General features: G+C 67.6%; 11 protein-coding genes. 9 read left to right on the plus strand and 2 right to left on the minus strand.

Going from position 1 to position 13,948, the window contains the following annotated elements:
- Position 1 precedes the first annotated feature (1 nt).
- Both mpl and ACYVD0_RS07995 read right to left on the minus strand, forming a co-directional pair.
- Entirely contained in the window at positions 2-1,354 is a 1,353-nt protein-coding gene (gene mpl, locus ACYVD0_RS07990) for a UDP-N-acetylmuramate:L-alanyl-gamma-D-glutamyl-meso-diaminopimelate ligase (protein WP_460426320.1), read from the minus strand.
- 85 nt (positions 1,355-1,439) lie between these two features.
- A complete protein-coding gene (locus ACYVD0_RS07995) occupies positions 1,440-3,347 on the minus strand; it encodes a sigma-54-dependent Fis family transcriptional regulator (protein ID WP_460426436.1) in 1,908 nt (635 codons plus the stop codon).
- A gap of 320 nt (positions 3,348-3,667) precedes the next feature.
- Here ACYVD0_RS07995 and exaC point away from each other — a divergent pair, with 320 nt between their 5' ends.
- The 9 genes from exaC to ispA all read left to right on the plus strand — a co-directional run bounded on the left by exaC (position 3,668) and on the right by ispA (position 13,831).
- Positions 3,668-5,188, plus strand: coding sequence for an aldehyde dehydrogenase family protein (exaC, locus tag ACYVD0_RS08000; RefSeq protein WP_460426321.1), 1,521 nt, complete (start codon positions 3,668-3,670; stop codon positions 5,186-5,188).
- Positions 5,189-5,399: 211 nt separating this feature from the next.
- The gene (gene yiaY / locus ACYVD0_RS08005) at positions 5,400-6,548 is read left to right on the plus strand and encodes an iron-containing alcohol dehydrogenase (protein WP_460426322.1); all 1,149 of its coding nucleotides are present in this window, start codon (positions 5,400-5,402) and stop codon (positions 6,546-6,548) included.
- Positions 6,549-6,757: 209 nt separating this feature from the next.
- Complete coding sequence (adhP, locus tag ACYVD0_RS08010; RefSeq protein WP_460426323.1) at positions 6,758-7,786, plus strand: zinc-dependent alcohol dehydrogenase; 1,029 nt, start codon at positions 6,758-6,760, stop codon at positions 7,784-7,786.
- An 88-nt stretch (positions 7,787-7,874) separates the two neighbouring features.
- Positions 7,875-8,705 carry a M90 family metallopeptidase gene (locus tag ACYVD0_RS08015; protein WP_460426324.1) on the plus strand — a complete coding sequence of 277 codons (831 nt, stop codon included), beginning with the start codon at positions 7,875-7,877 and terminating at the stop codon, positions 8,703-8,705.
- A 75-nt stretch (positions 8,706-8,780) separates the two neighbouring features.
- Positions 8,781-9,308: an inorganic diphosphatase gene (gene ppa, locus ACYVD0_RS08020; RefSeq protein WP_460426325.1), complete on the plus strand. Its 528-nt coding sequence runs from the start codon at positions 8,781-8,783 to the stop codon at positions 9,306-9,308.
- A 195-nt stretch (positions 9,309-9,503) separates the two neighbouring features.
- Entirely contained in the window at positions 9,504-10,214 is a 711-nt protein-coding gene (locus ACYVD0_RS08025; RefSeq protein WP_460426326.1) for a type 2 periplasmic-binding domain-containing protein, read from the plus strand.
- Complete coding sequence (locus ACYVD0_RS08030; RefSeq protein WP_460426327.1) at positions 10,208-12,619, plus strand: putative bifunctional diguanylate cyclase/phosphodiesterase; 2,412 nt, start codon at positions 10,208-10,210, stop codon at positions 12,617-12,619. Before ACYVD0_RS08025 ends, ACYVD0_RS08030 begins: the two co-directional genes overlap by 7 nt.
- Positions 12,620-12,704: 85 nt before the next feature.
- Entirely contained in the window at positions 12,705-12,947 is a 243-nt protein-coding gene (locus tag ACYVD0_RS08035; RefSeq protein WP_460426328.1) for an exodeoxyribonuclease VII small subunit, read from the plus strand.
- Positions 12,944-13,831, plus strand: a complete 888-nt coding sequence (gene ispA / locus ACYVD0_RS08040) for a polyprenyl synthetase family protein (protein ID WP_460426329.1) — start codon at positions 12,944-12,946, stop codon at positions 13,829-13,831. Before ACYVD0_RS08035 ends, ispA begins: the two co-directional genes overlap by 4 nt.
- Positions 13,832-13,948: the final 117 nt, after the last annotated feature.

Consider the following 13,948-nt stretch of genomic DNA (forward strand, 5'->3'; position numbering starts at 1 on the left):
CTCAGTCCTCCAAGGCCTTGGCCAGCTTGCCATGCAGGCCGCCGAAATCACCGTTGCTCATGATCACCACCTGGGTGCCGGGCGCCGCCTGGCTGCCGACCCGCGCGATGATCGCCTCCAGCGAGTCGCAGACCACTGCTGGCACAGGGCAGGCGGCTGCGGTGGCGGCCAGGTCCCAGCCGAGATTCAGCGGCGCGTACCAGACCACCTGGTCAGCCTGGGCCACCGACGACGGCAGGTCGTCGCGGTGGGCACCGAGCTTCATGGAATTGGAGCGCGGCTCGATCACCGCAATGATCGGCGCCTCGCCGACCCGTTTGCGCAGGCCGTCAAGGGTAGCGGCGATGGCCGTCGGGTGGTGGGCGAAGTCGTCGTAGATGGTCACGCCGTTCACCTCGGCGACCTTCTCCATGCGCCGCTTGACGCTGCGGAACGCACCCAGCGCGGCAACGCTCTGCTCCGCCAGCACACCCACGTGGCGCGCCGCGGCCAGGGCGGCCAGGGCGTTGGCGACGTTGTGCCGGCCGCTCAGCTCCCAGTCCACCACGCCCTGTGCCACGCCGTCGAAGAGCACCTCGAAGCGCGAGCCGTCCTCGGCCAGCAGGCGCGCCTGCCACTGCCCGCCTTCGCCGGTGGTCTGCACGGACGTCCAGCAACCCATGGTGAGCACCCGCTCGATGGCCTGTTCGGTGGTCGGGTGAATGATCAGCCCCTGGCTGGGGATGGTCCGCACCAGATGGTGGAACTGCCGCTCGATGGCCGCCAGGTCCGGGAAGATGTCCCCATGGTCGAATTCCAGATTATTCAGGACGGCGGTCCGCGGGCGGTAGTGGACGAACTTCGAGCGTTTGTCGAAGAAGGCGCTGTCGTACTCGTCGGCCTCGACTACGAAGAACGGCGTGCCGCCCAGGCGCGCCGAGATGCCGAAGTTCTGCGGCACCCCACCGATCAGAAAGCCCGGACTCATCCCGGCATGCTCCAGCACCCAGGCCAGCATGCTGCTGGCGGTGGTCTTGCCGTGGGTACCGGCCACTGCCAGCACCCAGCGGCCCTGCAGCACATGGTCGGCCAGCCACTGCGGGCCGGAAACATAGGGCAGGCCCTGGTTCAGCACATGCTCCACCGCCGGGTTGCCACGCGACAGGGCGTTGCCGATCACCACCAGATCCGGCGCGGGCTCCAGATGCTCGGGAGAATAGCCCTGCAGAAGTTCGATGCCCTGTGCCTCCAACTGGGTGCTCATGGGCGGGTAGACGTTGGCGTCGGAGCCGGTGACGCGGTGGCCCAGCTCCTTCGCCAGGACCGCCAGCGAGCCCATGAAAGTGCCGCAGATGCCGAGTATGTGGATGTGCATGAATGAATCCTGGCCGGTGGAAAGCGATGCGCGGCAGGTTAGCACAGCACCCGCCGCCACAGCAGGCGCCCGGACGCGGCCCCCCTCAGTCGGTCGCGCGGCGGATGCCGTGGCGCTGCAGCTTGCGGTAGAGGGTGTTGCGGCTGATGCCGAGCTGCGCGGCGGTACGGCTCACGTGCCAGTGGTGCGCCTCGAGGGCGGCCAGCAGGGCGTCGTGCTCGGCCTGCTCCAACGGGCCGCTGGCCTCCACCGGCGCTGGCGCCGATAGCGCCGGGGGCTGGCGCAGCTCCGCCGGCAGGTCGGCCAGGCGGATCAGGCCGTCCTCGCAGAGCGCCGTCTGGGCGCGCAGCACGCTGCGCAGCTGGCGCACGTTGCCCGGCCAGGCATAGGCGAGCAGCGCCTGACGCGCTGCCGGTTCGAGGCGAATCGCCTCGCCACGCGCCTCGCGGGCGAGCAGGTGGTCGATCAGTTCGCCCTTGTCGGCCCGCTCGCGCAGTGGCGGCAGGGTCACCGCCAGACCGTCCAGGCGGTAGAAGAGGTCCTCGCGGAACAGCCCGGCGGCGACCCGCTCGCGCAGGTCGCGGTGGGTGGCGCTGATCACCCGCACATCCACCAGCTCCGACTCGCCGCCGATGGGCACCACCTGGCGCTCGTCGAGCACGCGCAGCAGGCGGGTCTGCAGCGCCAGCGGCATGTCGCCGATCTCGTCGAGGAACAGGGTGCCACCGTCGGCCTGCTGCAGCTTGCCGCGCATGCCTTCCTTGCGCGCGCCGGTGAAGCTGCCGCCACGGTAGCCGAACAGTTCGCTCTCGATCAGGTTCTCCGGAATCGCCGCGCAGTTCAGCGCGACGAATGCCCGTTCGGCACGGCTGCCAGCCTGGTGCACGGCCTTGGCGAAGGCCTCCTTGCCGGAACCGGTCTCGCCGTGCAGCAGCAGCGGCACGTCGCGTTCGACCACCCGCAGCGCGCGGCGGAAGGCCTGCTGCAGCCCGGCATCGCCCATGCAGATCCTCGCCACCGGGGACACGGCGACACCCTCCACCGGCACCGCGCTCACCGGACGGCGCGGTCGCCCGCGCAGCAGGGCGAAGAGCATCCGGCCGCCCTGGGTACGCAGCGGCCAACTGGCGCTCGGCTGCTCGCTGGCCAGCGTCAGCAGGTCGTCCAGGCGGCTCGCGAAGAGGGCTTCGACCGACTGGCCGAGCAGTTCGCCGCGGCTGCCGCCGAGCAGGTTGATGGCGGTCTGGTTGACCGCCAGCACCCGTCCCTCGCCATCGAAGGCCAGCAGCCCCTCGCTGAACAGCCCGACATATTCGGCCTGCAGATGGAAGCGCAGCAGCCACTCGCCCTCGAAGCGGCGCAGGAAATAGCAACTTTCGATCACCTTCGCCGAGAGGTTGACCAGCGCCATGGTGTGGAACTGGCTCTGCCGCGACACGTTGCCCTGCAGCGAGGACACATCGAGCACCGCAAGCAGCTCGCCGTGGGGATCGAACACCGGACTGGCCGAGCAGGTCAGTCCGGTATGGCAACTGCGGAAGTGCTCCTCCTGCTGGATGGTCAGCGGCTGGCGCTCGACCAGGCAGGTGCCGATGCCGTTGGTGCCCTCGCAGGCCTCGCTCCAGTCGGCGCCCAGCCACAGCCCGGCGTGCTCGAAGGTCGACTGTTCGGCGGCGGCGCTGACGCGGTTGAGGATCACCCCGCGGGCGTCGGTCAGCAGCACCGCATGGGCGCTGCCGGCCAGCTGCAGGTGAAGGCTGTTCATCTCGCCGCTGGCGATCTCCAGCACCTGCTGCAGGCGTTCGCGGCGCTCCAGCAGATGGGCGTGCTCCAGCACGCTGGTCGTCAGCGGCAGCGACGGGTCCAGCCGGTGCTGCTCCAGGCAGCGCAGCCAGGAACGGGCGATGGAGGGATCGTTGGCCGGTCCGATGGCCCTTCCCTCGGCCAGGGTCCGCACCTGTTGGGCGTGGCGCAGCATGCGGTTCGCTTGCATTGTCATTGTTATCTCCGCGTTGATCGGCGGGCAGCTCCCGTAGGGGGGTGTTGACCGCACAGCATCGTCCAGCCGTGGCGGCTTTGCAATGGCGTCACGTCCGGACTCGAGTGTCACTGTCAAGCTTGCGGGACAAAATGTCACACCTCTGTTCCAGCCATGCCACAGAACATCCCGGCGCAGGCCCGGCAAAGCGCGGCAAATCCGCGCAGGAACTGGGCTTCAGGCAGTTTGGCCCAGTCCTTGCTGTATCTCTCTGCAGATGTGCTCTTGCGCACTCCCCAGAAAATCCAAGAACCACAAGAATCAGGAGACTCTCCATGCGGTACGCCCATCCCGGCAGTGAAGGCGCCATCGTTTCCTACAAGGTCCGCTACGGCAACTATATCGGCGGCCAGTTCGTACCCCCGGTGAAAGGTCAGTACTTCACCAACAGCTCGCCGGTCACCGGCGAGGAATTCGCCGAATTCCCCCGCTCCACCGCCGAGGACATCGAGAAGGCACTGGATGCCGCCCACGCCGCCGCCGACGCCTGGGGCCGCACTTCAGTGCAGGAGCGCGCTGCCGTCCTGCTGAAAATCGCCGATCGCATCGAGCAGAACCTGGAAGTGCTGGCCGTCACCGAAACCTGGGACAACGGCAAGCCGGTACGCGAGACCCTCAACGCCGACGTGCCGCTGTCCGCCGACCACTTCCGCTACTACGCCGGCTGCATCCGCGCCCAGGAAGGCAGCGCCGGCGAGATCAACGAGAATACCGTCGCCTATCACTTCCACGAGCCGCTGGGCGTGGTCGGTCAGATCATCCCGTGGAACTTCCCGCTGCTGATGGCCGCCTGGAAGCTGGCCCCGGCCCTGGCTGCCGGCAACTGCATCGTGCTCAAGCCGGCCGAGCAGACTCCGCTGTCGATCACCGTGCTGGTCGAATTGATCGGCGACCTGCTGCCGCCGGGCGTGCTGAACATCGTCCAGGGCTTCGGCCGCGAGGCCGGCGAGGCGCTGGCCACCAGCAAGCGCATCGCCAAGATTGCCTTCACCGGCTCCACCCCGGTGGGCGCGCACATCCTCAAGTGCGCCGCCGAAAACATCATCCCGAGCACCGTCGAGCTGGGCGGCAAGTCGCCGAACATCTTCTTCGAAGACATCATGCAGGCCGAGCCGGCCTTCATCGAGAAGGCCGCCGAAGGCCTGGTGCTGGCCTTCTTCAACCAGGGCGAGGTGTGCACCTGCCCGTCGCGCGCACTGATCCAGGAATCCATCTACGACGACTTCATGAAGGTCGTGATGAAGAAGGTCGGCCAGATCAAGCGCGGCCATCCGCTGGACACCGAGACCATGGTCGGCGCCCAGGCCTCCAGCCAGCAGTTCGAGAAGATCCTCTCCTACCTGGAAATCGCCCGCAGCGAGGGCGCCGAAGTGCTGACCGGCGGCAGCGCCGAGCGTCTGGAAGGCAGCCTGGCCAACGGCTACTACATCCAGCCGACCCTGCTCAAGGGCCACAACCAGATGCGCGTGTTCCAGGAGGAGATCTTCGGCCCGGTGGTCGGCGTCACCACCTTCAAGAACGAAGCCGAAGCCCTGGCCATCGCCAACGACACCGAGTTCGGCCTGGGCGCTGGCGTCTGGACCCGCGACATCAACCGCGCCTACCGCATGGGCCGCGGGATCCAGGCCGGCCGCGTGTGGACCAACTGCTACCACCTGTACCCGGCGCACGCCGCCTTCGGTGGCTACAAGAAGTCCGGCGTCGGCCGCGAAACCCACAAGATGATGCTCGACCACTACCAGCAGACCAAGAACCTGCTGGTCAGCTATGACATCAATCCGCTGGGCTTCTTCTGATGCCCCCCCGGCTCCTGCGACAGGAGCCGGAGTTCAAGCGAGACGGTCAGGGCGAAACCTCGCCCGAATCACGGTAAAGCCTGGCCGACGGACGTGCCTCCCCGCCAGTGCCTGCGTGCGCGACCTGCGCGGGCACAGGGAAGGTTCACCGCGGCCACCTGGTGTGCACAAGGTCGCCTTAAAACAAGACAACAACCGAGAGGAAATCTTCATGAGCAGCACCTTCTTCATCCCTGCAGTGAACATGATGGGCATCGGCAGCCTCGACGAGGCGATGGGCGCGATCAAGAACCACGGCTTTCGCAAGGCGCTGATCGTCACCGATGCCGGCCTGGCGAAAGCCGGCGTGGCCGACCGGGTTTCCCAATTGCTGGCCCAGCAGGACATCGAAGCGGTCCTCTACGACGGCGCCAAGCCGAACCCCACCGTCAGCAACGTGGAAAACGGTCTGGCCATGCTCAAGGGCAGCGGCTGCGACTTCGTCATCTCCCTGGGCGGCGGCTCGCCCCACGACTGCGCCAAGGGCATCGCCCTGTGCGCCGCCAACGGCGGGCACATCAGCGAATACGAAGGCGTCGATCGCTCGGCCCGCCCGCAGCTGCCGCTGGTCGCCATCAACACCACCGCCGGCACCGCCAGCGAGATGACCCGCTTCTGCATCATCACCGACGAGACCCGCCACGTGAAAATGGCCATCGTCGACCGCAACGTCACTCCGCTGCTCTCGGTCAACGACCCCTCGCTGATGGCCGCCATGCCCAAGGGCCTGACCGCCGCCACCGGCATGGACGCCCTGACCCACGCGGTCGAGGCCTATGTCTCCACCGCCGCCACCCCGATCACCGACGCCTGCGCCCTGAAGGCCGTCGAGCTGATCTCCGCCAACCTGCGCAACGCAGTGGCCAACGGTAGCGACATGACCGCCCGGGAAAACATGGCCTATGCCCAGTTCCTCGCCGGCATGGCCTTCAACAACGCCTCGCTCGGCTACGTGCACGCCATGGCCCACCAACTGGGCGGCTTCTACGACCTGCCCCACGGCGTCTGCAACGCGGTCCTGCTGCCCCATGTGGAAAGCTTCAACGCCAGCGTCTGTCCGGATCGCCTACGCGACGTCGCCAAGTCCATGGGCGTCGACGTCCAGGGCATGAGCGCCGAGCAGGGTGCCCAGGCCGCCCTCGCGGCGATCCGCACCCTGTCCAAGGACATCGGCATCCCGGGCGGCCTCGGCGAGCTGGGTGCCAAGGCCGACGACATCCCGGTCCTGGCGGCCAACGCCCTGAAGGACGCCTGCGGCCTGACCAACCCGCGCCCGGCCGACCAGCAGCAGATCGAGGAAATCTTCCGCAACGCCTTCTAGCAAGGTAGCGGATCGCCCGGGCCGGCCGCCCCGCTTCGGCCGGCCCGGGCTCCCGCCCCCACGAGCGCTCCCTGCCATGGTCCTACCCCTCCCATGGCGGGGAGCAATCGTTTCGCCCTCATCCGCATTCCATCCCCCCATCCTGGCCAGCCGGCCGAAACCGGCATTTACTGAATGGATCACTCATCCGCTCCACGAGGGCCACCATCATGGCCAAGACGATGAAAGCAGCCGTTGTCGTCGCGTTCGGCAAACCGCTGGAGATCCGCGAAGTACCGGTGCCCAGCCCCGGCCCCGGGCAACTGCTGGTGAAGATCGCCGCCTGCGGCGTCTGCCACACCGACCTGCACGCCGCCGAAGGCGACTGGCCGGTCAAGCCCAATCCCCCCTTCATTCCCGGCCACGAAGGCGTCGGCCAGGTGGTCGCCGTGGGCGCCGGCGTCAGCCACATCAAAGAAGGCGACCGGGTCGGCATTCCCTGGCTGCACTCCGCCTGCGGCCACTGCGAGCATTGCCTGGGCGGCTGGGAAACCCTCTGCCACGCGCAGAGCAACACCGGCTACTCGGTGAACGGCGGCTTCGCCGAATACGCCCTGGCCGAGGCCGAGTACGCCGGCCGCCTGCCGGACAACGCCGACTTCATCGAGATCGCCCCCATCCTCTGCGCCGGGGTGACCGTCTACAAGGGCCTGAAGATGACCGACACCCGTCCCGGCCAGTGGGTGGCGATCTCCGGCGTCGGCGGCCTCGGCCACATGGCCGTGCAGTACGCCCGGGCCATGGGCCTGAACGTCGCCGCCGTGGACGTCGACGACGCCAAGCTGGAGTTCGCCCGGCGGCTCGGCGCCAGCCTCACCGTCAATGCCCGCCACCAGGACCCGGCGGCCTTCCTGCAGCAGGAAATCGGCGGCATGCACGGCGTGCTGGTCACCGCCGTCTCGCCGAAGGCCTTCGAGCAGGCCCTGGGCATGACCCGCCGCGGCGGCACCGTCGCCCTCAACGGCCTGCCGCCCGGCGAGTTCAGCCTGTCGATCTTCGACATGGTGCTCAACGGCACCACGGTGCGCGGCTCCATCGTCGGCACCCGCCTGGACCTGCAGGAAGCGCTGGACTTCGCCGGCCAGGGCAAGGTGCGGGCCACGGTCGCCAGCGAACCACTGGAAAACATCAACGATATCTTCGCCCGCATGCACAGGGGACAGATCGAAGGACGTATCGTGCTCGACCTCGCGGCCTGAGCCCCCGGCCTGCGCCCGCCGGCGCAGGCCTTGCTCCTGGATCACGGCGCCCTTAAGGTGAGCCCTCCGTGCTCTGGAGCCTTTGCCGATGTGGTCATTCCGCGCCTGGCGCCGCCGGCGCATCCTCGCCCGCCGGGCGGTCGATCCCCAACTCTGGCGCGAGGTGCTGGACAGCCTGCCGATCCTCGACGGCCTGAGCGCCGAGGAAACCGAACGGCTGCGCGAGCGCTGCGTGCTCTTCCTGCACGCCAAGCGGCTCACCGCACTGCCCGGTGTCGAGCTGGACAGCTTCGCCCGCCTGCGCCTAGCCGCGCAGGCCGAGCTGCCGCTGCTCAACCTGCCGGAGTTCGACTGGTATCGGGGCTTCCACGAGCTGGTGCTGTATCCCGACGACTTCCTCAGCCCGCAGAAGCACCGCGATGCCAGCGGGGTGGTCCACGAGTGGGACGCCGAGCGCAGCGGCGAGGCCTGGCACCAGGGGCCGGTGATCCTCGCCTGGCCGGGGATCGCGGCCAGCGGCGAGTGGGACGGCTACAACCTGGCGATCCACGAGCTGGCGCACAAGCTGGACATGCTCAACGGCGAGGCCAACGGCCTGCCGCCGCTGCACGCCGACATGCGCGTCCAGGACTGGGCCGCCGCCCTGCAGGCGGCCTACGACGACCTCGGCGCCCGCCTGGAGGCCGACGAGGACGCCGCGACGCCCATCGACCCCTATGCCGCCGAGGACCCGGCGGAATTCTTTGCAGTGACCAGCGAGTACTTCTTCAGCGCCCCGGACCTGCTCGTCGAGGCCTACCCAGCGGTCTACGAGCAGCTTGCGACCTTCTATCGACAGGATCCGCTGGCACGATTGCGCCGCCTGCAGGTCGAAGATCCGCAGTACTGCGCGGAGGCCCAATCTGCGACCAAGGGCTGACCCCGCCCACATGGCAACCGTGCAGGAATCTACCTATAATTCCGCCACTTTTTGGCCTTCCCTGAGAGTCAGTCCATGAGCTACAGCAAGATCCCTGCGGGCAAAGACCTGCCGAACGATATCTACGTCGCGATCGAGATCCCGGCCAACCACGCGCCGATCAAATACGAAATTGACAAAGACAGCGACTGCCTGTTCGTCGACCGCTTCATGGCGACCCCGATGTTCTACCCGGCCAACTACGGCTACATCCCCAACACCCTGGCCGACGACGGCGACCCGCTGGACGTGCTGGTGGTGACCCCCTATCCGGTCGCTCCCGGCTCGGTGATCCGTGCCCGCCCGGTCGGCGTGCTACACATGACCGACGAAGGCGGCGGCGATGCCAAGCTGATCGCCGTACCGCACGACAAGCTGACCGTCCTCTACCAGGACATCAAGGAATACACCGACCTGCCGGCGCTGCTGCTGGAGCAGATCAAGCACTTCTTCGAGAACTACAAGGACCTCGAGAAGGGCAAGTGGGTGAAGGTCGAGAGCTGGGGCAACGCCGAAGCGGCTCGCGCCGAGATTCTCAAGGCGGTAGCGGCTTACCAGAAGTAAGCCAACTTCCCCTGAAAGGGCCGGCCACAAGCCGGCTTTTTTTATTTTCATTGCCGCGAGCCGTGCGGATTCCGACTACGCCCTACCCCCTGCTTGCCGGCCATTTCTTGAATCGAGGCAACTTTTTGAAGCTCCGCGATTCACCCCGCCATGCATTTTTCGCTAACGTGTCGCTTCCCTAGTTGGAGTGACAGGATGCGCATTCTCCTGCTGGCGCTGATATCCCTGAGCCTGCTGGCCTGCAAGATGGAGCCCGATACGGTCCGCATTGGAAGCAACCACTGGCTCGGCCATGCCCCGCTATACCTGGCCGACGAACTGCAGTGGACGGAGTCGGCTGGCCTGCGGCTGGTCGAACACCCCAACGCCAGCGGCATGCTGCGCGGTTTCCGCAACGACCTGCTGGATTCTGCTCTGCTCCCCCTGGACGAAGCTCTGACGCTGCAGAGCAGCGGCCTGGACCTGGATATATCGCTGATCACCGACCTTTCGGCCGGTGCCAACGCGCTCTATGCCCATCCGCCGCTTCTGCAGCCCGACGAGCCGAACGTCATCGATCTGCCGATACACGCACAGGTGGCCGCCCAGGGCAAGAAGCGCGTCGATGCCGAACAGCGCAAGCTTCTGAAGTGGCTGTGGTACGAGGCCCTGCACCTCTGGCAGGCTCCCCCCGATTGCGCCGGTGTAGAGCTGCAGCAGCGCCTGGGGCTGGCCGCGCGGACCATGCAGGATACCCTCGCCAGGTTGGTGCCGGGCGATCCTGCCCTCAACCGGCAGATGCTGGAGGACGGCCGCCTGCTGCCCAGCATCGAACGACTCAGCCGCTACATGGTCGAACACCACCTGCCGCCCCGCCCAGCCAGGCCACGGGAACTACTCACCAGCTGCGGGGACCACGGATGCTGACCCAACTCGCCCAACTGTCCCTGCGCAAATCCCTGCCGCTGCTGCTCGGCCTCTTCGCACTGCTCTTCACCCTCCTGCTGACCACCCTGTACCTGCCGCGCAGCATTGACAAGGAGCTGCATGCCTGGCGCAGCCACACCAACCAGCTCCTCGTGCTGCTGCAGAGCACCTTGAGCGACCACCTGCGCCACGGCCGCCAGGCGGAACTGGAAACCACGCTGGCCGATTTCGCCAGTCTGCAGGGGATCCGCTCGGCCATGGTGATCGACCCGCAACTCCGGGTGCTGGCGACCACCCGCCTGGGCGTCGGCCCCCAGCAGCTCGGCATCGCCGTCGACCGGGTGCTGGCGCAGCTGGCGCAGCTGGCCAGCGGGCATCCTGCCTGGCTGAAGCACGAGGGGCAGCGCTATCTGGCCATCCTCCCGCTCGGCCAGACGCGCCAGCACAGCGGTGGGAGCGGCGAGGCGCTGCTAGTCGATCTGGACTTCAGTCCGCTGCTCAACCAGACCCGCTTCGAGGCCTGGCTCTACCTCGGCCAGATCCTGGTGCTGCTGTTGCTGCTCGGGCTGTTCCTCAACCGCCTCTACCACCGCCTGATCACCCGGCGCCTGGCACGCATCGAACGGGCCGCCCGGCGCTTCGCCGCCGACCAGCAGCCGCAGCCGGCAGCGGTCGGCGGCCATGACGAGATCGGCCAGTTGGCCGAGACCTTCAGCCAGATGATGGGCCAGTTGCACAAGCGCCAACTGGCCCTGCAGGATAGCGAGCAGCTGATGCGCGACCTGTTCGACAGCTCGCCGGTCGGCATGCTGGTGGTCGGCGGCGGCGGGCTGTGCGTGGAGCAGGTCAACCCGGCGGCGGCGGCACTGTTCGGCTGCGCCCCGGAGGATTTGTCGGGCAGGCACCCGCGGAATCGCCTGCTGAAAGGCGACTCGCTGAAGCGTCTGCTGCGCACACCGGCCAATACCCCAGTGGAGCTGACCAGCCTGCGCGAGGGCCGAGAGCTGCCGCTGGAGATCACCTGGACCCCTTTCATGCGCAACGGCACCCAGCACTACCTGCTCCTGCTGCGCGACATCAGCGAACGCCTGCAGGCCGAGCAGCGCCTGCGCTTCCTCGCCCATTTCGACCCACTGACCAACCTGGCCAACCGCCACTGCCTGGTCCAACACCTGGAGCAGCTGCTGGCCGCGAACGCCCCTCTGAGCCTGATGTTTCTCGATATCGACCACTTCAAGCGGATCAACGACACCCTCGGCCACGAGGTCGGCGACTGCCTGCTGGTGGAGATCGCCCAGCGCCTGACCCGGCTGGTCCCCGAGCAGGCCCTGGTGGCACGCTCCGGCGGCGATGAATTTCTCCTGCTCCTGGAGGAGCAGACCGCGGAGCAGGCCCGAGAGCTGGCCGAAACCCTGCTGCACGGCTTCAAGACACCCTTGCAGATCGGCCAGTACGAATGCTTCGTCACCTCCAGCATCGGCATCGCCGACTTCGATGGCCAGGGCGACGCCACCGAACTGCTCAAGCAGGCCGACCTGGCGCTCTACGCCGCCAAGGATGCCGGACGCAACCGCCTGGCCATCTATAGCCGCCCGCTCGGCGAGGCCGCCGAGCACCGCCTTCAGCTGGAACAGGAACTGCGCCGCGCCCTGGACCAGCAGGAGTTCGTCCTGCACTACCAGGCCCAGATCGACGACCTGGGCCACCCGCAGGTCATGGAGGCCCTGCTGCGCTGGAGTTCGCCGAGACGCGGCCTGGTGCTGCCAGGCGAATTCATCCCGGTGCTGGAGGAAAGCGGGATGATCATCGAGGCCACCCGCTGGGTGTTCCGCGAAGCCTGCCGCCAGGCCCGCCGCTGGGCCGAGCAGGGCTACTCCCTGCGCATCGCGGTCAACCTGTCGCCGCTGGATTTCCGCCAGGCCGACCTGGCCGGCAGCCTGCTGGCCATCCTCGAAGAGGAGCGGACTCCACCCGGACTGCTGGAGCTGGAAATCACCGAAAGCGCCCTGCTGGATGCCGGCGAGGAAGTCCAGCGGACCCTGGCCCGCCTCAAGGCCGCCGGCATGCCGCTGCTGCTGGATGACTTCGGCACCGGCTACGCCTCGCTGACCTACCTGCAACAGTTCCCCTTCGACGGCATCAAGATCGACCGCCAGTTCGTCGCCGGTCTGCCGGAAAGCGAGCATTCGGTGGCGCTGGTGCGCGGCATCCTGACCATGGCCAAGCACCTCGGCCTGCACGTGGTGGCCGAAGGGGTGAGCAACGAGCACCAGGCAACCTTCCTGCGTCTCAACGGCTGCCCCAGCCTGCAGGGCTATCACTATTGCCGCCCGCAGCCGGCCGCCGCTATCGAGCACGGCTGGAACAAGGACTCATCGCGCAGCCTGCAGCCACAGGGACACTGAACCGGCTTTAGCGTTTGCTGCCCTGCCCCGGCTCTGCTAGTGTCGCGGCGATTTTCAGAAGTGCCGCCGACACAGGTTCCCATCCATGGCCCGCAAGAAAGCCGCCGTCGATTTCGAAAAATCCCTCGCCGAACTGCAGCAACTGGTCGAGCGCCTGGAGGGCGGCGAACTGTCGCTGGAGGACTCCCTGACCTGCTTCGAGCAAGGCATCCGTCTGACCCGCGACTGCCAGGCTGCGCTGAGCCAGGCCGAGCAGAAGGTGCAGATCCTCCTGGAGCGCGGCGGCACCCTCGAGCAGGCCCCCTTCGACGTGGACACCCAAGCATGATCGCGACCTACCAGAAGCAGTGCCAGGCCCGCGTCGACGCCGCCTTGGAAAACCTTCTGCAACCCCCATGCGCCGAACTGCAGCGGCTCTACCAGGCAATGCGCTACAGCGTCGTCAACGGCGGCAAGCGGGTCCGCCCACTCTTGGTCTACGCCGCCTGCGAAGCCCTCGGCGGCACGCGGGAGCAGGCTGAGGGCGCTGCCTGCGCGGTGGAGCTGATCCACGCCTATTCGCTGGTCCACGATGACCTCCCGGCAATGGACGACGACGACCTGCGCCGCGGCCAGCCGACCACTCACAAGGCCTTCGACGAGGCCTGTGCAATCCTCGCTGGCGACGGCCTGCAGGCGCTGGCCTTCGAGGTGCTCGCCGATGCCCGACGCAACCCCCAGGATGCCGAGCTGCGCCTGGAAATGTCCCGCACCCTGGCCTGGGCTGCCGGTCCCGCCGGCATGGTCGGCGGCCAGGCCATCGACCTCGAGGCGGTCGGCCGCCAGCCCGACCAGAACGCCCTGGAAACCATGCACCGGCACAAGACCGGTGCGCTGATCGAGGCCAGCGTACGCCTCGGCGCCCTGGCCAGCGGCCGGGCCGATGCCCGCGCCCTGGCCGCGCTCGCCGACTATGCCCGGGCCATCGGCCTGGCCTTCCAGGTACAGGACGACATCCTCGACGTGGAAAGCGACACCGCGACCCTCGGCAAGCGCCAGGGCGCCGATATCGCCCGCGACAAGCCCACCTACCCCGCGCTGCTCGGCCTCGACGCGGCCAAGGCCTACGCACTGGCCCTGCACGACCAGGCCCTCGCCGCCCTTGGCCCCTTCGACGCCGGCGCCGAACCGCTGCGTGCCCTGGCCCGCTATATCGTCGAGCGGCGCCACTGAACGCCGCCGGCGGTCCCTGCGATCATCGGCGGAGCCCGAGCGGTGCCGACGAATTTCTAGACGTCGCCGCGATCGGGTAAAATGCTGCCTCTTTTTTATCTCCCGTAACGATCCCCC

The sequence above is a fragment of the Azotobacter armeniacus genome, assembly GCF_054779355.1.

What these genes read in the sequence shown, in the direction of transcription:
- mpl (WP_460426320.1), bottom strand. Translation starts at nt 1,354, where the DNA reads ATGCACATCCACATACTCGGCATCTGCGGCACTTTCATGGGCTCGCTG.
- ACYVD0_RS07995 (WP_460426436.1), bottom strand. Translation starts at nt 3,347, where the DNA reads ATGCAAGCGAACCGCATGCTGCGCCACGCCCAACAGGTGCGGACCCTG.
- exaC (WP_460426321.1), top strand. Translation starts at nt 3,668, where the DNA reads ATGCGGTACGCCCATCCCGGCAGTGAAGGCGCCATCGTTTCCTACAAG.
- yiaY (WP_460426322.1), top strand. Translation starts at nt 5,400, where the DNA reads ATGAGCAGCACCTTCTTCATCCCTGCAGTGAACATGATGGGCATCGGC.
- adhP (WP_460426323.1), top strand. Translation starts at nt 6,758, where the DNA reads ATGGCCAAGACGATGAAAGCAGCCGTTGTCGTCGCGTTCGGCAAACCG.
- ACYVD0_RS08015 (WP_460426324.1), top strand. Translation starts at nt 7,875, where the DNA reads ATGTGGTCATTCCGCGCCTGGCGCCGCCGGCGCATCCTCGCCCGCCGG.
- ppa (WP_460426325.1), top strand. Translation starts at nt 8,781, where the DNA reads ATGAGCTACAGCAAGATCCCTGCGGGCAAAGACCTGCCGAACGATATC.
- ACYVD0_RS08025 (WP_460426326.1), top strand. Translation starts at nt 9,504, where the DNA reads ATGCGCATTCTCCTGCTGGCGCTGATATCCCTGAGCCTGCTGGCCTGC.
- ACYVD0_RS08030 (WP_460426327.1), top strand. Translation starts at nt 10,208, where the DNA reads ATGCTGACCCAACTCGCCCAACTGTCCCTGCGCAAATCCCTGCCGCTG.
- ACYVD0_RS08035 (WP_460426328.1), top strand. Translation starts at nt 12,705, where the DNA reads ATGGCCCGCAAGAAAGCCGCCGTCGATTTCGAAAAATCCCTCGCCGAA.
- ispA (WP_460426329.1), top strand. Translation starts at nt 12,944, where the DNA reads ATGATCGCGACCTACCAGAAGCAGTGCCAGGCCCGCGTCGACGCCGCC.